The organism is Serpentinicella alkaliphila (genome assembly GCF_018141405.1).
Classification (GTDB): domain Bacteria; phylum Bacillota; class Clostridia; order Peptostreptococcales; family Natronincolaceae; genus Serpentinicella; species Serpentinicella alkaliphila.
The window spans coordinates 325,580-349,612 of record NZ_CP058648.1; the positions used below are offsets into that span (position 1 = coordinate 325,580).

Consider the following 24,033-nt stretch of genomic DNA (forward strand, 5'->3'; position numbering starts at 1 on the left):
CTTATTATTTTGCAATAGCATTAAATTTACAGGCTTCAAAACACGCTCCACATTTAATACATTTTTCCGGATCTATTTTATGGGCCTCTTTCGTATTTCCCTCTATACATTCAACTGGACAAACCTTCTTACATAGTGTACAACCTTTACAATTATCAGACATTATTTCATACTTTTTAAGTGCTGTGCATACCCCCGCAGGACAATGCTTATTAAATACATGTTGCTCATATTCATTATAGAAATACTTTAGAGTGCTTAGAACTGGATTCGGCGAGCTTTGTCCTAGGCCACAAAGGGAGCTTATTTTAATCATTTCACCAAGACGTTTTAAATCCTCTAAATCCTCTTTAGTACCTTTGCCTTCAGTTATCTTTATTAAGATTTCATGTAATCTTCGATTACCTATTCTACATGGTGTACATTTACCACAGGACTCTTCCTCTGTAAATTCAAGATAAAACTTAGCTATATTTACCATGCAATCATCTTCATCCATTACAATCATTCCACCAGACCCCATCATAGAACCAATTTCCTTTAAGCTTTCAAAGTCAATGGCAGTATCTAAAAGCTCTTCAGGAATACAACCACCTGAGGGCCCGCCTGTTTGCACAGCTTTAAATTTCTTACCATCTCTTATGCCACCGCCTATATCAAATATAACCTCTCGCATCTTAATTCCCATCGGCACTTCAATAAGTCCAACATTGTTTACTTTCCCAGCCAGCGCAAATACCTTTGTACCTCTGCTCTTCTCCGTACCAATCTTATTAAACCATTCAGGTCCATTTAAAAGAATTGGTGGAACATTCGCAAAGGTTTCCACGTTATTAACACAGGTTGGCCTATTCCACAGCCCACTTTCTGCAGGGAATGGTGGTTTTGCATTAGGTTCCCCTCTTCCCCCTTCTATAGAATTTAGCAGTGCGGTTTCTTCACCGCAAACAAAGGCTCCTGCACCATATTTAAGCTCTATATCAAAATTGAATTTTGTCCCAAAAACCCCTTCTCCTAGGAATCCATATTTTCTAGCCTGTTCTATAGCAATCTTTAATCTATGTATAGCCAATGGATACTCTGCCCTAATATAGACATATCCTTTTTCTGCGCCAATAGCATATGCTCCAATTGCCATAGCCTCAAGTACACTATGAGGATCCCCTTCTAAAATACTTCTATCCATAAATGCACCAGGGTCCCCTTCATCTGCATTGCAAATAATAAACTTTAAGTCATTTTTATTATTATATGTCAGCTCCCACTTGTAGCCAGTTGAGAAACCACCACCGCCTCTTCCCCTAAGTCCGCTATCTTTAACAAGCTTTATTACTTCTTCCTGCTTCATTTCTGTTAATGCCTTACCAAGAGCTAAATATCCATCAACAGCAATATACTCCCTTATGTCCTCTGGGTTAATTAACCCACAATTTCTAAGGGCAATTCTAATTTGCTTTTTGTAGAAGGGTATATCATGCTGCTCTTCTAGTCGCTTCTGTATATTAGGCTCCTCATATAATAACCTCTCAACTCGTCTACCTTTAACTATATGCTCCTCAACTATTTCTTTTGCATCCGATGGCTTTACTTCAATATAGAAGACATCTTCCGGCAATATTTTAATAATTGGTCCCTTTTCGCAAAAACCAAAACATCCTGTTTTGACTACTTGTATTTCTTCTTCATATCCTCTTGATTTAAGCTCATGCTTTAATTGTTCTATTAGGTCGTTACTTTCTTGTGACTGGCACCCTGTACCAACACAAACTAGTATATGTGAGCGATATTTACTCATTTTCTTCCTCCTCATCAAACCCTATGAAAAGATTTAGATATAATTAAATCTTCTAAAAGTTCTCCTTTTTGAATATGTTTATTTATTATTTCTCTTCCTTTTTTAGCATCAATATTTCCGTATACTATAGGCTCCTTACCTGGCATATTTACCTGTACTACTGGCTCAGCATAGCAATAACCCATACAACCTACTTGAACTACATAGACATTATCTAGATTCTGTTTGTCTATTTCATCTAAAATTCCACTTAAAGTATCCCTTGCCCCGGCTGCTATACCACATGTTGCCATACCTATTAATATTTTTATGCTATCTTTTTCGGCACCAACAGTTCTTAATTCCATCTTTTTTAAAGACTGCTCCCTTATTTTCTTAAGTTCATCTAAGGATTTTATAGTTGACATTAAACTACCTCCTATTGATACTTGCTTAATATTTCATCAACTTCATCTAGCTTTACTCGTCCATATACCTTCTCATCTACTATAACAACAGGAGCTAATCCACAAGCTCCAACACATCTTAACCCATTAAGTGTAAACTTGCCATCCTTAGATGTCTCACCTAGCTTTACATTTAATTTTCTTTCTATTCTATCTACAATTTTATTTGCACCTTTAACAAAACAAGCTGTCCCAGTACACACATTAATACTATGCTCTCCCTTTGGTGTTTCAACAAAATATGAATAGAAGGTAACTACACCGTTCACTTCCGCTCCAGATAGTCCTAATCTCCTAGCAACAAATAGCTGCACATCCCTAGGAAGATATCCAAAAATACGCTGGGCTTCATATAGCACCTGTATTAACTTACCTTCTAAACTATCGAGGCTTCTAATGTAATCCGCTAACTCATCATACTTTTCCTTTGGAAGTACTTGCTCTAAATCGTTTTTTTGCTGTAACTTAAAATGTTGTTCTCCCATATATAACCTCCAATAACTTTGTCTTGAAATAAAACTATGCTTTATTATTTCACTAGTTAAGTTTCATATACAAAAAAAATACTATCTTTAACAGATAGTATTTCTAATTGAATATTTTTTATTTTAATTATTTTTTTATTTATACTTTTTTTGATAATTTTTCTAACATATCCTTAGTCATTAAGCTTAAATCGTATTTAGGCTTCCATCCCCATTGCTCTCTGGCCTCATTATCATTTAATGAGTTCGGCCATGAATTTGCAATCTCTTGTCTTACAGGGTCTATGCTATAGTCCATCTCAAATTCAGGTATATGTTTTTTTATTTCTTCAAATACATGCTCAGGAGCAAAACTCATAGCTGTTACATTAAAAGCATTTCTATGTTTAAGCTTATTAGTATCAGACTCCATCAATGAGATTATACCATTTATCGCATCAGGCATATACATCATATCCATATATGTACCTTGATTTAAATAGCAAGTATACTTTTTATTTTTAATTGCTTCATGGTAAATATGTACTGCGTAATCAGTCGTTCCTCCACCAGGTAGAGCCATATAAGAAATTAATCCAGGGAAGCGTAATCCTCTACAATCTACATTATACTTTTTATAATAGTAATCGCATAGAAGTTCCCCAGCTACTTTAGAAACACCGTACATTGTAGAAGGCCTTTGCAGTGTATCCTGTGGGGTACTATCCTTTGGAGTATCATTACCAAATACAGCTATAGAACTAGGTACAAAAACGGAGCAATTATGTTCTCTAGCCATCTCTAATACATTAAAAAGACCATTCATATTTATGTCCCAAGCTAAAGTCGGATTACTCTCACCAACTGCAGATAAAATAGCAGCTAAATGTATAACAGAGTCCACCTTATATTTCTGCCCAACCTCTTTTAATCTATCTTTATCCATAACATCTAATATTTCAAATGGACCAGAATTGATTACTTCTTCAGAGCCATTCATCCTTATATTACTGGCGATAATATTATCACTTCCATAGATGTCACGCATAGCTAAAACTAACTCAGTTCCTATTTGTCCTAAAGCCCCAGTTATAAGTATCTTTTTCATAATACTCCTCCAATGCTCATTTTATTAGTTAATCATATTGCTACTTAAACCCATTTATTCAACAAATCAAATGCAATTATATTATAACCTAATTTTTCTATTAATAGAATAATTATGTGTTGTTAATTGGACAATATATATTATGTTTGATATTATATAAATAATTACATATAAAGGAGTGTTAAATTATGTCTAATAGTCAAGTTGTAGCAACAGTCGGTGGAAGAGAAATTACCAGATTAGATGTTGAACTACTATTGAGAAGTATGGACCCTCAAAAAGCTGCACAATTCAAATCACCAGAGGGAATAAATAGAGTAATAGAAGAGCTGGTTAATCAAGAATTATTTTATTTATATGCTAAAGAGAACAATATTGAAGAGGAAGAGCAATATAAGTTAGAGCTTGAAAAAATAATTTCAACTTTCCTTAAGCAATATACTATAAGTAAAGTAGTAGGCCAAGCCACCGTAGCTGGTTCAGAAATAGAAGCCTTCTATAATGAGAATAAAGAGAAATTTGTAAATCCAGAAAGTGTTGAGGCTAGTCATATTTTAGTTGAAGATGAAGATAAAGCTTTAGAAATTCTTAAAGAAATAAATGACGGACTTTCTTTCGAAGAGGCTGCCACTCAATATTCATCTTGTCCTTCAAGTGCACAAGGAGGGAATCTTGGAGTATTTGGCAGAGGTAGAATGGTTCCAGAATTCGAAGAAGCTGCATTCAATATGGAAAAAAATGCTGTTAGCGCGCCTGTTCAAACTCAATTTGGATTTCACTTAATCAAAGTAGTGGAAAAGAATGAAAAAACTGAAAGGCCTCTTGAGGAAGTTAAAAATCAAATTAGACAACACTTGGTAGCCGAAAAACAACAAACTATTTACTATGATACAGTTGAAAGTTTAAAAGAAAAATATAGCGTTAAAATCTTTGAATAATAAAATAATACAGCCTTTGGAAGTAACTTCTTTCCCAAAGGCTGTTATTTTCTCTATAATACTTTATTTAAGAATGATTGAGTTCTTTCGTTTTTAGGATTAGTAAAGATGTCTACTGGTTTACCTTCTTCGACTATCATTCCCTCATCCATAAACAATACTCTATCCCCTACTTCTCTAGCAAAGCCCATTTCATGAGTAACAACTACCATAGTCATACCTTCTTTAGCTAGGCTTTTCATTACTTCAAGAACTTCCCCAACCATTTCTGGGTCTAAGGCAGAAGTTGGCTCATCAAACAACATAACCTTAGGTTTCATAGCTAGAGCTCTAGCAATAGCTACCCTCTGTCTTTGTCCACCAGAAAGTGTACCTGGGTATACATTAGCTTTATCTTTTAAGCCTACTCTATCTAGTAGCTGTAGGGCTGTTTTTTCTGCTTCATCTTTTGGTATATTTCTTACCTTCATCGGAGCTAACATAATGTTTTCCAACACTGTCTTATGAGGAAAAAGGTTAAACAACTGAAATACCATACCTACTTCCTGTCTTACCTCGTTAATATTAGTAGATTTATCTAGAAGATTAACACCATCAATTAAAATTTCACCTTCACTTGCTTCCTCAAGTTGATTAATACATCTTAAAAATGTACTTTTTCCAGAGCCTGAAGGACCAATAACTACTACTACTTCACCGTGTTTTATCTCTGCATTAATTCCCTTTAAAACTTCTAACTTTCCAAATCTTTTTCTGAGGTCATTTACTTTAATCACTCTTACTAAACCTCCTCTCAAGATATGCTACAAATTGAGATAATGTTAAAGTCATAACTAAATATAGAAGTGAAACAACTAGCCATGTTTCAACAAATCGGAATGTTCTACCTTGCATAATTCTTCCTGCCATCATTAAATCTTGAAGTGATATAACCGAAACTAAAGAAGAGTCTTTTAAAATTGCTATAAACTCATTTCCTAGAGGTGGTATAGCACGTTTAAAAGCTTGGGGGATAATAATATATCTCATTGCTTGTGGATATGTCATCCCTAAAGATCTAGCTGCTTCCATTTGCCCCTTATCAATAGATTGTATAGCACCTCTAAAAATCTCTGCTACATAGGCACCACTATTTAAGCTTAGAGCTATTGTTCCAGATATTAATGGGTTAAAGGCACTAATCCCTAAAAATTGTGGAGTACCAAAGTGTATAAGAAATATCTGAGCCATTAATGGAGTTCCTCTTAAAAACTCTACATATCCTTTTGCAAACCATCTTAATGGTGGAATACTAGATAATCTTAATAAACTAATAACAAGTCCGATTATTGTTCCAACAGCAACTGAAACAACAGATAATTGTATGGTTAATCTAACTCCTTGCATTAACAAAGGTAGATAATCAACAATTACATTAAAACGAAAATCCATAGAAATCCTCCTTTTCATTTGGATAAAAACATTATAACATGATTTCTACTTAAAACGTATTTAACAATCAATATAAATATGTTAATTATTGGTGACATTAAAAAGTAGGTGTTACCTTGGCACCACCTACTTTAGTTTAAAGGATACTAGCCTTTATTTTTGACCTTCTAAATAGTTTGTAATTGCGATATCTCCAGTTGTACCATTTTGAACACCGATTTTTTTACCTTTTAGGTCTTCTAAGCTTTTGATTGTAGATCCTTCTTTAACCGCGATATATTGTGTAGCTTCAAAATATGGGTTAGAGAAAGTAACTGTTTCTTGTCTTTTCTCTGTAATTGTCATTGCAGAAATAATTAGATCTATATTTCCAGCTATTAATGAAGGAATTATTCCATCCCAGTTTGTATTTATTAATTCAACTTTAAAGCCCATCTCAGCTCCAATAGCTCTTATTAAGTCCATATCAAAACCTTCTGGTTGACCTTTGTCATTAACATACTCAAATGGAGCATAAGCCATATCAGCACCAGCTTTTATTGTAATCCCTAATGTATTCTCTCCTTCTTCAACTACATACTCAGTTCCATCTCCGAAGTAGTTGTTAAAGATTTTGTCATAAACTCCATTAGCGATTACTCTTTCTAATCCTTCATTTATTAATTCATGAATTTCTGTATCTTGTTGTCTCATTGCAATACCATAAAACTCTTTTTCAAAGCTTTCATCTCCAAATGCAGTTAATCCTGTACTCGGGTTGTTTGCTAAAAACTCTAAAACTACTGGTGAATCCGCAACTACTGCATCTACTCCACCGTTAATTAACTCTGTTAAAGCTGCTGGTATATCACCATATCTTTGAATGGTTCCAGCGTTGTTATTGTTGTTAGTAGTATCTGCAGGTTTGCTAGAACATCCAGCTAAAAGTGCAATTGTTAGAATAATTATTAGAACAGTTGAATATTTTTTCATAATTTTATTCAATTTAAATCTCCCCTTTTTTAAATAATTGATTTGTCCTACGAATATATTTTAATACATTTTTGAATTTTTTCAATACTTTTTTTAATAAATATTAAAAAATATTTAAAAATATACATAAAAAATTTCAAAATTAAAAGTTTTTATTTTAAGTATATTTATAAGTTAATCTAAATAGCAAAGTACCTTTTGAGATATTAAATCCGCTCTAAATCTTACAATGTTATCATTAAAGTTGTATACACCTATAATATTTTGGAATTGAGTAAAATTAGGAAGTACAGTTGAAAAATGATTTTTACCAAATGTATTACTATTAAATAATACACCTTTTGTTTGAGGGAAAATAGCTATATAAAATATATCTGTTTCGACTAAATCCTGAAAGAAGTGGGTACCAAAGGAGAGTTCTGGCATAAGTCCGCCGCTACTAAATGCAACCTCACCCAATATTGTTACATTACTTATTTCAGAAAAAGTTACCGGAACACCTAAGGACGGGGTGCTCGTTCCCCATCTACCAGGGCCTAGTAGCATTACTCTATCGTTATTAGGGTCTATATACTCCTTATTTAATCTACCTATTATTCTAGCTATTTCATATTTTTTTGTATTATCCAGTTTGCTATAGCCCTCAGGATTAACATATATAATCTTATTTATATTAGAATCAATGCTTCCCCCCATAAAATTACCATTCGTTTTTACTATAATTTTGTCTTGTGAAATATTTTGAGGGAACCTCACTTTTACCCCTTTTCCCTTTGTCTGTAATGGTCTACACTGTAATAAATTAATTTGAGGTGTCCTATTAGTAAAGTTTACTGCAAATTCTATATCAACTGGATATTCATATACTTTTTCGATTATTTTAAGTATATGCCTCATTATTTTTACAAAGGGAGTTTCAGTAAAAAGCTTGTCAAAAGTAATAATCCATGCCTCTTCATCATTGATTCCAAATTCCCTTAGCTTTCTATTAATTTCATGATCTCTTATCCCAAATAAGTCCATATCCATATTAAGCTTCTGTCCTATTAATTTCTTTACAGATATAGTTTGAATACTGTTTTCCTCTATATTTAATACATCCACATCTTGCTGAGAAAATCTTCTCAAATCCTCCTTATGAGAATGAGTTTTAAGCATTGGCTTATCTAAAGATACTATCCTTGGATAATCAGTTTCCACTCTATCCACAGCCCTAGTACCTAAACCGAAGACTAATCTCAGCATTCCTGCATCTGGATTTATATCATTTTTCCATGTATATGTATTATATGAGAAGCCTACACCTGCCATCTGTGGAAAGAAATACTTTTTATTATATGAACCGGATACCCTTTGAACTAATAGGGCCATCTGTTCGTCCTTGTGCTGAAGTCCTCTTTTAAGCCTATAAGTTAAAGCGTCCTCATTTAGAACACTGGAATATACAATTTTAACTGCTTTTTCAAAACATTCATATCGTTCTTCTGGACTTCCTTGATTTACACAAAACACACTTTCATACTTTCCTGCAAAGGCATTTCCAAAACCGTCCTCTAACAAACTACTAGATCTAACAATTATAGGAGATTGCCCAAAATATTCAAGCATCTGAATAAATTGCTCCTTTATAGCCGGTGGGAAAGTACCCTTTAGCATCTTTTCTCGTAAATCTTTGGCTATCTCAAAATATCCTTCATCTGTTTTTTGTTTAACCCTTTCTCTCCACCAACCATTTTGAACAATATATGTATAGAACACATCAGAACCTATATAAAATGAATCATGTGGCTCTAAATAAGTCTTCCAATCAAATTCCTTATCTTTTAAAATAATATTTCTCGCTAATAACATCCCTAAGGATTTACCCCCAACAAAACCAGTCCCAATTAACCTAGATTTAATCTTTATTAAATCCTCTAAAGTAAAATATTTTTCTACTAGCTCTAGAACTCTCGCATCCTTCGTTAACATCATTTTAGATAGTAGGGTAGTCGTCTCCTTAACCTCTGGTAGAAAATCTGAACCATCATTCTTTGACATATTATAAATATGTTCAGCCTTTTCATACACTTTATCCCAGTAGTCTAAATATTTTTGTTTACTACCTAGTTTCCTGTCTTGTAACGCACAAAATAGTGTTGCTGACTGAATTGAATTTACTATTGGTATAAAATTTCCATGTTCTAGGACATGAAGTAAGAACATTGTATAGGAATATCTTTTAAATACTTTAAGGGGATGTAAATAATAGGTTTTTATATCAGTTTGATAACAATATAAATCTAGTAGTAGCTGTGTAGTTCCTCTTATTCTAGAGATTAAATCATAGGAGTGCCTATCTCTTATTATCGCAAAGTATGCTATTGTATCAAGTTCGAAAAGAAATGGACAGGTTATGTAGAAGAAATTTCCGATCATTAAATCTGTTGCCCATACAGATAAAAGATCCGATAAGCTATCAAAAATGTAATAAACCCCTAGACCCTCTCTGGCAATAATATTATGTACTGTAGTAGAAAATGACTCAAAACCATCTTGAGCATCTAGTTCATAGGTTATTACTGATGAATTATTCCTTATAATTGACTCATGGTCTGCAAAGCGCATATAAACTATTCTTCGTCCATTGTTTATTGCTTCATATACAAAAGGTCTTGCGAATTCTATATAGTCATCAACGCTATCTACTTGCCATACAACATTATCCCCTAGCCTTAAATAGTCTAAGACCTTATCTAGACTTTCTATGCCAGTACTTCGTTTATCTGAACTCATCACTTTTCCCCCTAAATGATTACAGATTATATATACCCTTAAATATTCAATTCATTTTCAAAAGAAAATAAAAATTTTAATAAAAGCTAATTCTTAAGAAGTTAGACTTCCTTAGAATTAGCTTTATATCTTTAGTATTTATTAAACTATCCCCTGTGCTTGCATTGCCTCAGCAACCTTCATAAATCCAGCTATATTAGCTCCGGCTACAAGGTTATCAGTCATACCAAATTCCTCTGCATATTTACTAGCGTTTTTGTATATATTTACCATTATGTCTTTTAACTTAGCGTCTACCTCTTCAAAAGTCCATGATAATCTCATGCTATTTTGAGACATTTCAAGAGCTGAAGTTGCAACTCCACCCGCATTGGCAGCCTTTGCTGGCGCGAATAATACTCCATTCTTTAAAAATACTTCAGTTGCTTCTAAAGTCGATGGCATATTAGCACCTTCTCCTACAGCCTTAACTCCATTAGCTACAAGTATTTTAGCAGCTTCTTCGTCAATTTCATTTTGAGTAGCACAAGGCAGTGCTATATCACATTTAATTTTCCAAATATCTAAGAAAGCTTCATTATATTCAGCTTCTGGATGGTACTTAACATATTCGCTTATTCTTTTTCTTTCAACTTCTTTTAATTTTTGAACAGTTTCAACTTTAATTCCATCTTTATCATAAATATATCCATTTGAGTCACTACATGCTACAACTTTAGCTCCTAATTGGTGTAGTTTTTCGATCGCATATATAGCAACATTTCCTGAACCTGATACAACTACAGTCTTATCTTTCAAAGTCATACCTTTAGCTTGAATCATTTCGTCTACAAAGTAAACTAGTCCATATCCTGTAGCTTCTTTTCTAGCTAAGCTACCACCATAAACTAAGCCTTTACCAGTAAGAACTCCAGCCTCGTATGCTCCTCTTAGCTTTTTATATTGACCAAATAAGAAACCAATTTCTCTTGCGCCTACACCAATATCTCCTGCTGGCACGTCAATATCTTGGCTAATATGTCTATATAACTCAGACATAAAGCTTTGGCAGAATCTCATAATTTCACTATCTGATTTACCTTTAGGATCGAAGTCCGATCCGCCTTTACCTCCACCTATAGGTAGTCCTGTTAATGAGTTTTTGAAAATTTGCTCAAAACCTAGAAATTTAATAATACTAACATTTACAGAAGGATGGAATCTAAGTCCTCCTTTATATGGTCCAATTGCACTATTAAATTGAACTCTAAAACCTCTGTTTACTTGAACCTTACCACTATCATCTACCCATGGTACTCTGAATATTATTTGTCTTTCAGGCTCAACAATTCTATCCAGGATACCACTTTCCATATATTCTGGATACTTCTCAAAAACTGGTACAAGTGTTTCTAAAACCTCTTTAACTGCTTGCTGAAACTCTTGTTCATTTCCATTTCTTTTTACCACTGCCTCAAACACGTCATGTACATACTGCTTTGCGTTCATTTACACAAGCCCCCTAAAACTATTTTTATTTAATAATATATAACAAGAAAAATCTTGTATAATTATAAATTTCAGAATCTTCTATAAAATAATTTATTTATTATTATACAACAAATAAGAAACAATTCAACTATTTTATTTAAAAATTGTTCGTAGCAACATGTTCTTTTTTCATAAATAGTCTATTATTGTCGTTAGAATAAATTGTAACGCATCTACTTTTTTTGAAATTTGAATAATCTCATTTTTCCTCCCTGTATATAATACTTACTTTTATGTAATTTATTGGCTATTGCCTTTGTAATTATTCCTTAATTTTAATAAATTTTGTACAGAGAACATAATAATGCTAATTAATCAATATTGATTTATCTTAGTTTCACTGTAAAATAGTAATAGGATTTAAGTTTATTTCATTACCATATTATAAATTGAAAGAGGATTATTATGCTTTTAACAAAACATTTAAAAGATAGACAATTTTATAACACTCTTATGAGTATTGCAATTCCAATTACATTGCAAAACCTTATATCTTCATCGCTTAATTTAGTTGATACTATAATGGTTGGAAAACTTGGAGAAGTAGAAATAGCTTCTGTTGGTCTTGCTAATCAATTTTTCTTTATATTCATCCTTATATTATTCGGTTTAAATAGTGGTGCATCCATATTCTTTTCTCAGTTTTGGGGAAAAAATGACATAGTTAGTATTCGAAAAATTTTAGGCATAGCACTATTCTTTGGAGGAATAATAAGTTTTATTTTTGGTAGCTTTTCATTTTTTATACCACAAAAAGTTTTAAGCTTATTCACAAGTGATATTTCAACACTGGAATTAGGCAGTTCATATTTATCTATTGTAGGACTAAGTTATCTTACCACAGCCATTAGTTTTTCATACTCTTTTGGTTCGAGAAGTATTGGAGAAGCAAAACTCCCTATGCTCATTAGTAGTATATCCTTACTACTAAATACAGTATTAAACTATATTCTAATATTTGGTATGGGATTTATCCCAGCTATGGGAGTTAAGGGAGCAGCATTAGCAACCCTATTTTCTAGATATTTAGAAATGTTTTTACTATTGGGATTAATATATTATAAAGGGCATCCTTTGGCAGGTAATTTCAAGGAAATGTTTAGCTTTTCAACTGACTTTTTAAAAAGCTTCTTTAAAACTGCAGCACCAGTTATTTTAAATGAAGGCTTATGGTCTGTAGGCGTAACGATGTATTTAGCTGCATATGCAAGAATCGGGACAGAAGCAATTGCGGCTATTCATATCTCAAATACAGTACAGAACTTTTTTATGGTTATCGCTTTTGGTGTTGCAAATGCATCTACTGTAATGATAGGTAATGAGATCGGAGCTAATAAAAATGATACAGCTATTTCCTATGCTAAAAAGTTTTCAATTATCGGCTTTATTATTGGTTTTATAATAGGGTTAACCTTATTTGTGTCCGCCCCATTTGTTGTATCATTTTTTAATATATCAGAAGAAGTCCGCTATAATACAATAAGGATTTTAATGGTTCTTTCAGTAGTTATGAGTGCAAAGGTCTTTAACACAATATTAATTGTAGGTATTCTTAGGGGTGGTGGAGACACAAAGTATTCCTTACTTTTAGATATGGGTAGTGTATGGCTAATTGGTGTTCCTTTAGCATTTATAGGTGCTCTAATATGGAAATTACCTATTTACTGGGTTGTAGCCTTCGTATCCTTCGAGGAAATCCTAAAAGCATTTTTTGGTATCCCTAGAGTAATCTCTAAAAAATGGGTACGAAATATAATTGAAGAAATGTAAATAAAGAGCCTATTCCTTAAAATTCAGGATTAGGCTCTTATTAGGTATTTTATTTACTTATTAAAATATTAGTTACAACAAGTCTTTCCTTTCCATCGGAAGGTCTATTAACTATTTTATCTTTAAATACCATAGTAGTTGACCCACCACCATCTAAATTATATGCAGATATAGCACCTAGCTGCTTGAGCTTTCTTTGCATTTCTTCTAGAGTAGCACCGTTACTCCATCCTGGTTGTCTACCATCTATAACCATAAAAAATAGATCACCATTGTGTAAGTTCCCTACTATAGTTCTTGGTTGTCTTGAATTCCTCCATTTTCCAGGTATTGTCTGAGTTTGTCTGTCCTGTATTAATATAGGTACAAAGCTTGTGCCCCAATAAGCACCTGAACGAAGTAGTTCTTCATGTGAATTATATATTCCACCAACTAATCTACCATCTCTTGTAAATCCACTAAAGAACAAACCTTCTTCCGAAGGAATTTTAAAGTTTTCTATTAACCTTCCATCTAGCATTGTATTACCAACAGGATAATATAATCCAGTTCCTGAATGGTTAGAGAAGAAGAAGCCTCCAGCATTAACTCCAAATATAGCATTCTCTCTTTTTACAGCAGCACTTGTAGTCTCTGCTTTCCCTAATTCACCCTCTCCTAGACTAACATTTAAGGCAGAAGGGTTAAATAGTTTTACCTTGGCAATATACCCTCTATAATTAGATTCCACAACCTCATATAATTTAATCTCAGCTTTGCTAGAAACGTGGCTATCTATTACTCTTCCTAACGGAGCATAAATATATTTTTCATAGGTTTGACTATAAAGGGCCTTTTGTTTATTACTATTTGAGATCATTTCATTTAGCAATTGATCTTGTCTAATAACATTTGCACTTTGGCCATCTATCGAAGCCTTCATTTGATTTGCTTTTTCAAGTAAATCTACACTATTACTCAGGAGCCTATTTATACTTTCCCTGGATTTATCAATTTCAATCATAAATCTATCCTTATCTACATAAGGCGTTAAATCCTCGGCATTAGATTTAAAATAATAAAGGGTTCCAAAGAGCGGACAAAGAGCAATAATTAAAAATATTGCAATCGTTCTAACGAATCGCATCTTTAAGCAACTCCATTCCTTTTTGTAAATCCTTCAATTGTTTTTCTAAGTTTTGAATTTTATCAGTTAAACTCTGTTGAGCTGCAGAAGTAGATGTAACACTTTTGTCCGCATCAGATACTACTTTCTTTAATTCTTCCATTTCTAAAATCATTTGATTTAAAGACTCTTCCATGGACTTAATATTGTTGGTATTTATACTTTGTATTTCATTTAAAACACTGGCTAAGTTTTCTTCAACATCCTGTTGAATTAGCTTAAACTTACCATCAATATATTTATATCCAAAGTAACTAAACCCTACAGCACTCCCTATAAGCGCTATCAATAACACAGCAATAACTACAACTGATGTTCCATTTCTTTTTTTATCAGTTCTTGATGAAGAAATATTGTCTTTCATTTTATTAACCCCCAATTCTATACTTACAAAATAAAATAAAGGAAGCTATATTAAACTTCCTTTATTTTAAACTACAGTTTGATTTTATCATATTAAAAGCACTTTTATATTACAATTTTATTAAATTTAGTGTTAGTTAATTGCTTAAATTTTCCAACCCTCTTAAAGCAGTCCTCTGCTTCCATGATCAATGACATTAGGGCTACCCCTTGAGCACCACTTTCGTAAACATCATCAATGTTATTCTCATTGATACCGCCTATTGCAACTAAAGGAATAGTAGTTTTTGCCTTTATATCTTTAATAAAACTTATCCCTCTAGGCTCAATACCTTTTTTACATTCAGTAGTATATATATGACCGGCTAATAAATAGCTTGCTCCTAGATCCTCTGCCCTTACAGCTTCCTCTACAGAATGTACTGAAACTCCAATCAAACCATTAAACTGTTTTTTCATGTTAGTAAATGGCTCAAAGCTCAATTGAACACCAGCAGCTTCTACCTCAATAGCTATATCTATAGATTGACTAATAATAAGCTTAGTTGCAGAACCTTCAGTTATAGCCTTAACTTTCTTAGCAAGTAAGAGTAGTTCATCAAATGGTAAGTCCTTTTCTCTTAAAATAATCCCACCTGCCCCACCAGCTACTATCTGCTCAATTTTATTTAAAAAATTACCAGTTTCAACTAATTTCCTATTTGTAACAACAAATAACATTAGTCATCCTCTCTTAAAATGTTAATATTTTTTCCTTCCATGACCTTATTCATATTTCTCATAGAGCACATTTTACCGCACATTGTACAGCTATCTTCATGCTCTGGACTAGACTCTTTTCTATATCTTCTTGCCTTTTCTGGGTCAATGGCTAATTCAAACATTCTTTCCCAATTTAACTGTTGTCTGGCCTTACTCATTTCATAATCCCAACTTATAGCCCCTGGTATATTTTTCGCTATATCCGCAGCATGAGCAGCGATTTTAGAAGCAATAATACCTTCTCTCATATCCTCTATTGTTGGTAGCCTTAAATGCTCCGCTGGAGTAACATAACATAGGAAGTCAGCACCATAACTAGCTGCTATGGCACCACCAATTGCACTAGTAATATGATCATAACCCGGTGCTACATCTGTAACTAAAGGTCCAAGAACATAGAATGGTGCCCCATGACAAAGTTTTTTCTCAATAATCATATTAGCTACAATTTCGTTTAATGGCATATGACCAGGGCCTTCAATCATAACTTGTACATTCTTCTCCCATGCCCTTAGAGTAAGTTCTCCTAATATCATAAGCTCCTTTATCTGGCTAGCGTCAGTTGCATCGTTTATGCTTCCAGGTCTACATGCATCCCCTAAACTAATTGTAATATCATATTTTGCACAAATTTCTAATAATTCATCATAATACTCAAAGAATGGGTTCTCTTTATTATTTAATTCCATCCATGCATAAATTAAAGATCCGCCTCGGGATACGATATTAGTTAGTCTTTTATTTCTTTTAAATACAGCAGCCGTCTCTTTATTAATACCAGCATGGATAGTTACGAAGTCCACACCATCTCTACCATGTTTTTCAACAACATCTAAAAATTCTTTTTCAGTTATATCACTTAATTCTTTATCGTAGAATCCAACTGCATCGTAAATTGGAACTGTGCCTATCATGGCCGGAGACATTCCGATAAGCTCTTTTCTGAATTCTTCAGTTTTACCAAAAGAACTTAAATCCATTATTGCTTCTGCTTTCATATCTAATGCCATTCTTACTTTCTCTAGCTCAGAATCAAAGTTAGGGCAATCCTTTGAAATACCTAAGTTAACATTAATTTTTGTTCTAAGACCTTCCCCTACTCCTTCAGGGTCTAAGGAATGGTGATTTTTATTTGCAGGAATAACAACCTTACCCTCTGCTATTTTTTTCATAAGTACATTAACATCCATTTTTTCTTTCTCTGCAACTATAGTCATTTCTTTTGTTATAATCCCTTTTCTTGCCGCATCCATCTGTGTTGTATAACTCATTTAACTCATCTCCCCTATATTTAATTTAGCTCTAATACTTTTAATCTTATGTTTAATATCCTTTGATCCTACGATGTCAGAAATCATAGCAAAGCTCTTTCCACCATTTCTTTGTACTAACAGAATATTTTCTTCATTAATACCCCCTATGGCAACGTAGGGTATAGTAATGTTTTCTGAAACCCACTTAATATAATCTAACCCAGCAGAGGCTTCAACATTAGATTTTGTTTTTGTTTCGAAAACTGGACCTACACCAATATAATCCGCTCCATCTCTAACTGCCTTCATAGCTTGATCAGGGTTATGGGTAGATACCCCTATAATCCTCTTACCTACAAGCCTTCTTACTTCACTAATTGGCATATCACCCTGTCCAATATGTATTCCATCCGCTTTAATTGCCATGGCAATATCTACATCGTCGTTTATTATGAAGGTCACTCCAGCTTTATCAGTAATTTGTTTTATTTCGGTACATTCCTTTAACTTCTCACTCTTACTTTTATTTTTTTCTCTGTATTGAATTACTTTAATGTCTGCATCAATCAATTCTTTAACTACACTTAAATTGTCTCTTCCAAGAGAAAATTCCTCGCCTGTAATACAGTAAATATCAGTATCTATAGCCACATCTCTTTTTTGAAACTCTTTCTCTAGATTATATGAGCTATATCTTATGTTTTCATAAACTTTAGATATTTCATAATAACCTAGTATTTTTAAGCTTTCTTCAATACATCTAAGTCCCTCTTGAACCCTTTTAAAATTTGCATCAATCAAATTTTCAATAGATTCTTTTTTGTCTAGACTACTATTAGCCGAAATTTCAAAGCCTATATCTCCTATGGAATCTCTAAATTTAATCATATTATCATCTTTAAAGCTTTTTCTAGTAATATGCCTTAAATTTCTAAGCTCTTTAGTTATAGCTTTATTTTCAAATATAAATCTAGAAATATCCTCTAAAACCCGAATCCCCTCGGACACCCTATTAATATTCGCATCTATTATACGATAAGCATTCATTGGCTACACCTCAAATATAATTTATATATGCATCCAATCTTTTAAAATTGGTTGATAACCTTTAGAAAGTAACATTTGCTTCATCTCAGCTACAGTTCTTGTATCAGAAATATCAAACTGACTTTCTGTCTTCTCTGTTGAACTGTGGCCCCCTACTTCTGTAGATACTCCCGCAGACATTTTAGTTACACCTAAACCAACTAAGTTATCTCTCAATTCTTTTCGTTCCCTAGTGGATATAGTAATTCCTGCCCTAGGTAAAAAGATTCTAGTTGCTAGCATTATTTGTACTAAGTTTTTATCCTCTACTACATCATAATTACTCACCATACCCACATGGGGTCTAATTCTTGGTAGAGAAACACTAACTTCTACTTCCGGATACTTATTTTGCAAATAATCTGCATGTACCCCAGTCATAAAGGCCTCTTTTCTCCAATCGTTTAAACCTAGAAGAGCACCAATATTCACACCTCTAATTTTTGCTCTACATGCCCTTTCAGGAGCCTCCAAACGAAAGCTGTATTCTTTTTTAGGCCCTGCTATATGTACTTTATTATAGACCTTTTCATCATATACCTCTTGATATATAGTTAGTCCATCTACACCTACCTCAATTAACCTTGCATACTCATCTTCCTTTAGAGGATATACTTCTATTGATATAGAATCAAAATATTTTTTAAGAACTTCAACTGCCTCTATAATATACTCCACTGGGGTTTCTTTTCTAGATTCGCCGGTTAATATAAGAATATGTTTAAGTCCTAAAGCCGAAATCTCCTTAGCCTCGGTCTCTATTTCGTCCATATTCAATTTTTTTCTTTTTATTTTATTTCTACTATGAAAGCTACAGTAGGAGCATAAGTTAACACAATAATTCGATAAATATAATGGTGTGTATAACAAGACTGATTTCCCAAAATTCTGTAGAGAAATTGTATGGGCTCTTTGGGCCATTTCCTCAAGGAAATCTCCCGCTATAGGAGATAATAGGGTTAAATAGTCAATAATACTTGGTTTTCTTGAGCTTATTGCTCTTTTTACATCCTCTTTTGTTAATTGAGAGAAATAACTGTACAAATCAATGTTTTTGTATTTCTCCATATAGTTTAATAATTCCATTACTTATCACCTTCTCCTAGAAATCCAGTTAAAGGTGACGAAGCTTTAGCTAGACTACCCGTAGCTCCTAACTTCGCATTATATGCAATTCTTCCAGCTTCAACGGCTAATGAAAAGGCTTTAGCCATTTGAATAGGGTTACCTGAAGTTGCTATAGCTGTATTAACTAAAACTGCTGCAGCTCCCATTTCCATCGCCTCGGCTGCCTCTGAAGGTCTACCTATACCAGCATCTACGATTATTGGGGCATTTATCTCGTCAATCATTATTTGAACTAATTCCTTAGTTCTAATACCTCTATTGGTCCCAATAGGTGATCCTAAGGGCATAACCGCAGCTGCCCCTACATCAACTAACATCTTACCAGCCATTAAATCCGGACTCATGTAAGGTAATACAATAAAACCTTCCTTAGCTAATATTTCCGTGGCCTTAATTGTCTCATAATTATCAGGCAATAAATATTTGTTATCACTTATCACCTCAATTTTAATCCAATTTCCACATCCCATAGCTTTTGCTAATCTCGCTATTCTTACTGCTTCTTCAGCGTTTCTTGCTCCAGATGTATTTGGTAATAAAATACAATCCTTAGGTATAAATTCTATTATATTATCCTCTTTACTATCTAAATCAACTCTTCTTAAAGCCATTGTTACAACTTGAGTACCACAGCTTTCAATTGCTTCATACATAGATTTATGGTTAGGATATTTACCAGTACCAATAAATAATCTACTTTTAAGTTCAATACCTCCAATAATTAAATTATCCATTCTAACATCTCCTAAATTATATTTCTCGTTCTCCTAGTAATATCCTAAGTACCATATTAGCCTGATGATTGGCAGCGATTGCAACTCTTGGTGCCATTAGTCCGCTTCCAGGTTTGGCCTCAGAAATATCATCTCCTACTAAATAAAAGTTGTCTCTAATCTTCTTTGTCTGTATTAAGTTGTTTGAAAAATATCCAGCTAGTCCTGAGGCGGCAACAATTGGCTTGTCTTTTAACATATTTAGTGTAGTTGTTACTAACTCCGCCTTACAAATAGGATTATCGAACGCCTCTACAATAACATCCACATCTTTAAAAGATTCCACAATGTTTGATTTATCCAAATATATGTTTTTAGTTTCAATCTCCACAAAAGGGTTTATCTCTTTGATTAAATCCTTTAAGGCATCTGTCTTATGCATTCCTATATGCTTAATGAAATATTGCTGTCTATTTAGATTACTAGGCTCAACTACATCAAAATCTATTAATAATAGCTTACCTATACCTATTCTAGCTAAGGAAATAGCAATATTTGATCCTAAGCCCCCTAGACCTGCAATACCTACTGTAGCTTTTTTTACATTTTCGTGAACACCTGGTGTATGTCTAGATACTAGTAGACTTTCCAGCTCCTGTTCAGTAGGTATTTCACCACGTTTAATAAAAGATAGTTTATCCCCGTCATTTAAAGTATAATCTTCCTTAATTATAAAACCGTTTAGTATCACTATATCCGCTTCAGGTTTAATACTGTCCCTTATCCCAAAGGCAGTAGTATTATTTGTAATTTCATAAAATTTTTCATTTGCTTGAATTTTCACTTCATCCGCCTCCAACAAATCTGACTATTTCTACTCGGTCTCCCTTATTTAAAGCAGTTGAAGAATATGTAGATACATCAATGATATTAAGATTAACTTCAACTACAACCTTTTCCTTAGGTAGATTTAGCTCGTTTAATAGTTGCTCAACAGTTATTCCTTCTTGAAAGTCCATTTCTTTTCCATTAACAATCATACTTTCACCTCCTAATAATGACAAAAAATAAAAAAATACAAACCCCTAGGTTTGTATATTATTTTTAAAAAAACACTTGCCTTTACAGCAAGCGTAATAAATTCAAATTTACATATACGCTTCCCTACGGTAGATTTACCTACATCAGGTTCAAAGGGTTAGGATTTTTCCTTCTCAGCTTAAGCACCCCCAGCAAAACTATTTTATTTTTTTCATTAAGGTAATTATATGCTAGTAGTAATTTTTTGTAAAGCTATTTACACCAATTTATATACCATTTTATTCCTCATCATAATTTTCACTTCTAAAGTCAATATTCTTTATACTAGCTTCTAACCATATTATTTGATTGGCAATTTCTTTAATTTCTACATATAGTCTATCCAAAGCATTTTCATAATTATTCATCTTTCTTTGCCTCCTGAAAATATAATAGCTAAAGTAGTTATTACCCTACAGCTAGACTAGTTAAACTTTATTATTAAAATTATCGAAAGCTATATTATAAGGAGATTTATGTATATTCTATTTAAAAGAACCATCATATTGATGGTTCCTTAATTATATATTTAATATTTTTTCAACCTGTTGTTTCATTTCATCCTTTGCACATATAGTTGTATGCAATATAGGCTTAGTATTTAAATCTCTTATTGATTCTGGAATAATAACCTTAGAAAGTGTTTCCATCTCATTCATAAGCTCAAACTCATCTTGTCCGTCATATTTTGAATCTATAGCTTTCATTACATTTGCTGTAAATTTATATGGACTAGCAGTTGAAACAATTACTGTTTTTCTATCATCTCCACTACTATCCTTATATTCTTTATACACTGAATATGCAACAGCAGTATGTGTATCCATTAAATAATCTGAGTTTTCAAATACATCTTTTATTGCCTTAGTTGTATTCTCCTCTGAAGCATATCCACCTACAAAGTCCTTTAGAGCTTGTTTCATATCATCACTAATATTATATACTCCATTACTATTTAATTTATCCATTAGGTCCTTAACTTTACTAGAATCCTGTCCACTTAAAGTATACAATAACCTTTCAAGATTACTTGAGATTAGTATATCCATTGAAGGTGACATTGTCAGAATAAAGGCTCTCTTCTTATCGTAGGTTCCTGTAGCCATAAAATCAAATAGAACCTTATTTTCATTAGATGCACAGATTAATTTCCCTACAGGTAAACCCAACTCTTTTGCATAATAACCTGCTAATATATTCCCAAAGTTTCCTGTTGGAACAACGAAATTAATTTCATCACCAACTTTAATATCACCTGATTTACACATTTGTGCATATGCATAGAAATAATATACAACCTGTGGGACTAATCTACCTATATTAATGGAGTTAGCAGAGGAAAACATAAATCCTTTTTCTTTTAACTTCCCATTAAAATCTTCATCTGTAAAGATGTTTTTAACTCCACTTTGGGCATCGTCGAAGTTACCTTCTATACCTACTACATATGTATTAAACCCTTCTTGTGTAATCATTTGTTTTTTCTGTACTTCACTAACCCCATTTTGAGGGAAATAAACAATTATTTTAATTCCATCTATGTTAGCAAAACCTTCTAAGGCTGCCTTTCCAGTATCCCCTGAAGTTGCAGTTAGAATAACTATTTCACTGTCAATATTTAATTTTTTAGCTGAAGTCTTTAATAAATATGGTAGTATTGTTAAAGCCATATCTTTAAATGCTAAAGTTGGACCATGAAATAATTCTAAAAAATAATTATCCTTTGCTTTGGCAATAGGGGCAATTACAGGAGTGTCAAACTTCTCATCATAAGCACTATTAATACAATACTTTAATTCTTCCTCGGTAAAATCAGTAAGAAATAATTTTAATATCTCATAGGCTAAATCCCTATAGTTTAGTTCAATTAGTGTATTTAAATCACTTGATAATTTAGGCATTTCTGTAGGAACAAATAGGCCTCCATCTTCCGCAATACCTCTTACAATTGCCTGGGAAGAAGAAAAAACACTTTTATCTCCTCTAGTACTTATATAGCATATCTCTTTCATATTAATTAAGCCTCCTAATCTTCTTTTGTTCCTAAAATAAAGTAATCCATTAGCTTATATCCTTCATCTATATAAACGCCTGTTTCTTGAGCACTAAATTCATCATATGTTTGATTCAGTAAATTTTTTTCATTATTTTTTTCATAAATTAAAAATGGTACCGGGTCACTAGTATGTGTTCGAAGTACAAGTGGAGTAGGGTGATCTGGTAAAATCATAATTTTATAGTCTTCACCAAGCTCATCTAACCCGTCCTTAACTATCTTTACTACCTTACTATCTATATATTCAATTGATTTAACTTTATTATCTAACTCTTGTCTATGTCCACACTCATCTGGAGCTTCTATATGAATATATACAAAATCCTTACCATTTTTCAGCTCATTAATTGCAGCCTCAGCCTTTCCTCTAAAGTTAGTATGAATATTTCCAGTAGCTCCCTCTACATCAATAGAATCCAAACCAGCGCATATTCCCAAACCTTTTATTAAATCTACTGCAGAAATAACTGAACCTTTTATTTTATATTTATTATAGAAGCTTGACAATAAAGGTTTTTTTCCCTCACCCCAAATCCATAAGGAGTTTGCAGGCTTTAATCCATTCTCAACCCTCTTTACATTGATTGGATGATTAAGTAAAAACTCAGTACTCTTTTTCATCATAGCTTCTATTATTTCTGCCTGATTTCCTTTGGGCATATAATCCTTAACCTTTTTACCGATAATATCATGGGGAGGTGTTAAATCCCACTCATAGGGTCCATTGTCCCATACCATTAAATGCCTATAGCTAACCCCAGCATAAAATCTGTTTTGTTCTGTACCCAAATGTTCTATGACTGAATCAATAAGTATTCTAGCTTCATCTGTTGTTATTTCATCAGCACTATGGTCAAGCATAATTTTTTCTTCATAAATCGCCTCATCAGACAAGGTAACTAAATTACACCTGAAAGTAACATCCGTATCCTTCATTTCTACACCCATACTTGCAGCTTCAAAGGGTGATCTACCACTATAAAATTTAAATGGGTCATACCCCATTACAGAAAGGTTTGCCGTATCACTACCAGGAGCCATTCCAGTTGGAACAGTTTTAACCATCCCAACAGTGCCATACTTAGCTAAGAAATCAATTGTAGGTATATTTGCGTATTGAAGTGGAGTTTTATTATCTAATGCTTCAATAGGAAAATCCGACATACCATCTCCAAGTATTACAACAAATTTCATTAAT

At 33.0% G+C, this 24,033-nt stretch carries 23 protein-coding genes and 1 riboswitch; of the genes, 2 read left to right on the forward strand and 21 right to left on the reverse strand.

The window, feature by feature from the left end; all coding sequences use genetic code 11:
• Positions 1–4: 4 nt before the first annotated feature.
• From HZR23_RS01765 to HZR23_RS01780, 4 genes are all read right to left on the reverse strand, one after another.
• Positions 5–1,795, reverse strand: a complete 1,791-nt coding sequence (locus HZR23_RS01765; protein ID WP_132848165.1) for an NADH-quinone oxidoreductase subunit NuoF — start codon at positions 1,793–1,795, stop codon at positions 5–7.
• Between the two features lie 14 nt (positions 1,796–1,809).
• Entirely contained in the window at positions 1,810–2,202 is a 393-nt protein-coding gene (locus HZR23_RS01770; RefSeq protein WP_132848164.1) for a (2Fe-2S) ferredoxin domain-containing protein, read from the reverse strand.
• 11 nt (positions 2,203–2,213) lie between these two features.
• Positions 2,214–2,726 (reverse strand): NADH-quinone oxidoreductase subunit NuoE family protein, encoded by a 513-nt coding sequence (locus tag HZR23_RS01775; RefSeq protein WP_132848163.1) that lies wholly within the window; start codon positions 2,724–2,726, stop codon positions 2,214–2,216.
• A 139-nt stretch (positions 2,727–2,865) separates the two neighbouring features.
• Complete coding sequence (locus tag HZR23_RS01780; protein WP_132848162.1) at positions 2,866–3,813, reverse strand: L-threonine 3-dehydrogenase; 948 nt, start codon at positions 3,811–3,813, stop codon at positions 2,866–2,868.
• Between the two features lie 188 nt (positions 3,814–4,001).
• On the opposite strand from HZR23_RS01780, the gene HZR23_RS01785 reads away from it, so the two are divergent.
• The gene (locus tag HZR23_RS01785) at positions 4,002–4,751 is read left to right on the forward strand and encodes a peptidylprolyl isomerase (protein ID WP_132848161.1); all 750 of its coding nucleotides are present in this window, start codon (positions 4,002–4,004) and stop codon (positions 4,749–4,751) included.
• Between the two features lie 53 nt (positions 4,752–4,804).
• Here the strand turns inward: HZR23_RS01785 and HZR23_RS01790 are convergent, their stop codons facing one another.
• From HZR23_RS01790 to gdhA, 5 genes are all read right to left on the reverse strand, one after another.
• Complete coding sequence (locus HZR23_RS01790) at positions 4,805–5,527, reverse strand: amino acid ABC transporter ATP-binding protein (RefSeq protein ID WP_132848160.1); 723 nt, start codon at positions 5,525–5,527, stop codon at positions 4,805–4,807.
• Entirely contained in the window at positions 5,520–6,182 is a 663-nt protein-coding gene (locus HZR23_RS01795) for an amino acid ABC transporter permease (protein WP_132848159.1), read from the reverse strand. The genes HZR23_RS01790 and HZR23_RS01795 overlap by 8 nt, the downstream gene beginning before the upstream one ends.
• Before the next feature lie 153 nt (positions 6,183–6,335).
• Entirely contained in the window at positions 6,336–7,154 is an 819-nt protein-coding gene (locus HZR23_RS01800; protein WP_249536731.1) for a transporter substrate-binding domain-containing protein, read from the reverse strand.
• Between the two features lie 174 nt (positions 7,155–7,328).
• Positions 7,329–9,929 carry a PEP/pyruvate-binding domain-containing protein gene (locus HZR23_RS01805; RefSeq protein WP_132848157.1) on the reverse strand — a complete coding sequence of 867 codons (2,601 nt, stop codon included), beginning with the start codon at positions 9,927–9,929 and terminating at the stop codon, positions 7,329–7,331.
• 141 nt (positions 9,930–10,070) lie between these two features.
• Positions 10,071–11,417: an NADP-specific glutamate dehydrogenase gene (gdhA, locus tag HZR23_RS01810; protein WP_132848156.1), complete on the reverse strand. Its 1,347-nt coding sequence runs from the start codon at positions 11,415–11,417 to the stop codon at positions 10,071–10,073.
• 447 nt (positions 11,418–11,864) lie between these two features.
• Between gdhA and HZR23_RS01815 the strand changes: the two genes are divergently transcribed.
• Positions 11,865–13,229, forward strand: a complete 1,365-nt coding sequence (locus HZR23_RS01815) for an MATE family efflux transporter (protein ID WP_132848155.1) — start codon at positions 11,865–11,867, stop codon at positions 13,227–13,229.
• 49 nt (positions 13,230–13,278) lie between these two features.
• On the opposite strand, the gene HZR23_RS01820 is transcribed toward HZR23_RS01815, so the two are convergent.
• The 12 genes from HZR23_RS01820 to HZR23_RS01870 all read right to left on the reverse strand — a co-directional run bounded on the left by HZR23_RS01820 (position 13,279) and on the right by HZR23_RS01870 (position 24,029).
• Positions 13,279–14,355 carry a phosphodiester glycosidase family protein gene (locus HZR23_RS01820; RefSeq protein WP_132848154.1) on the reverse strand — a complete coding sequence of 359 codons (1,077 nt, stop codon included), beginning with the start codon at positions 14,353–14,355 and terminating at the stop codon, positions 13,279–13,281.
• Positions 14,342–14,758: a hypothetical protein gene (locus tag HZR23_RS01825; RefSeq protein ID WP_132848153.1), complete on the reverse strand. Its 417-nt coding sequence runs from the start codon at positions 14,756–14,758 to the stop codon at positions 14,342–14,344. Before HZR23_RS01825 ends, HZR23_RS01820 begins: the two co-directional genes overlap by 14 nt.
• Positions 14,759–14,862: 104 nt before the next feature.
• Positions 14,863–15,477 carry a thiamine phosphate synthase gene (locus HZR23_RS01830; protein ID WP_132848152.1) on the reverse strand — a complete coding sequence of 205 codons (615 nt, stop codon included), beginning with the start codon at positions 15,475–15,477 and terminating at the stop codon, positions 14,863–14,865.
• Entirely contained in the window at positions 15,477–16,790 is a 1,314-nt protein-coding gene (gene thiC, locus HZR23_RS01835) for a phosphomethylpyrimidine synthase ThiC (RefSeq protein WP_132848151.1), read from the reverse strand. Before thiC ends, HZR23_RS01830 begins: the two co-directional genes overlap by 1 nt.
• Positions 16,791–17,819 carry a thiamine phosphate synthase gene (gene thiE / locus HZR23_RS17680; protein ID WP_132848150.1) on the reverse strand — a complete coding sequence of 343 codons (1,029 nt, stop codon included), beginning with the start codon at positions 17,817–17,819 and terminating at the stop codon, positions 16,791–16,793.
• A gap of 21 nt (positions 17,820–17,840) precedes the next feature.
• Positions 17,841–18,944 (reverse strand): 2-iminoacetate synthase ThiH, encoded by a 1,104-nt coding sequence (gene thiH, locus HZR23_RS01845; protein ID WP_132848149.1) that lies wholly within the window; start codon positions 18,942–18,944, stop codon positions 17,841–17,843.
• On the reverse strand, positions 18,944–19,720 hold the full coding sequence (locus HZR23_RS01850) for a thiazole synthase (protein WP_132848148.1): 777 nt from the start codon (positions 19,718–19,720) through the stop codon (positions 18,944–18,946). Before HZR23_RS01850 ends, thiH begins: the two co-directional genes overlap by 1 nt.
• 16 nt (positions 19,721–19,736) lie before the next feature.
• Complete coding sequence (thiF, locus tag HZR23_RS01855; protein WP_132848147.1) at positions 19,737–20,543, reverse strand: sulfur carrier protein ThiS adenylyltransferase ThiF; 807 nt, start codon at positions 20,541–20,543, stop codon at positions 19,737–19,739.
• Position 20,544: 1 nt separating this feature from the next.
• Positions 20,545–20,739 carry a sulfur carrier protein ThiS gene (gene thiS, locus HZR23_RS01860; RefSeq protein WP_132848146.1) on the reverse strand — a complete coding sequence of 65 codons (195 nt, stop codon included), beginning with the start codon at positions 20,737–20,739 and terminating at the stop codon, positions 20,545–20,547.
• 104 nt (positions 20,740–20,843) lie between these two features.
• Positions 20,844–20,940: riboswitch (TPP riboswitch) on the reverse strand.
• Between the two features lie 78 nt (positions 20,941–21,018).
• Complete coding sequence (locus tag HZR23_RS17485) at positions 21,019–21,147, reverse strand: hypothetical protein (protein ID WP_279229885.1); 129 nt, start codon at positions 21,145–21,147, stop codon at positions 21,019–21,021.
• A 153-nt stretch (positions 21,148–21,300) separates the two neighbouring features.
• Positions 21,301–22,791 carry a threonine synthase gene (gene thrC / locus HZR23_RS01865; RefSeq protein WP_132848145.1) on the reverse strand — a complete coding sequence of 497 codons (1,491 nt, stop codon included), beginning with the start codon at positions 22,789–22,791 and terminating at the stop codon, positions 21,301–21,303.
• Positions 22,792–22,805: 14 nt separating this feature from the next.
• Positions 22,806–24,029, reverse strand: a complete 1,224-nt coding sequence (locus HZR23_RS01870; RefSeq protein ID WP_132848144.1) for a cofactor-independent phosphoglycerate mutase — start codon at positions 24,027–24,029, stop codon at positions 22,806–22,808.
• Positions 24,030–24,033: the final 4 nt, after the last annotated feature.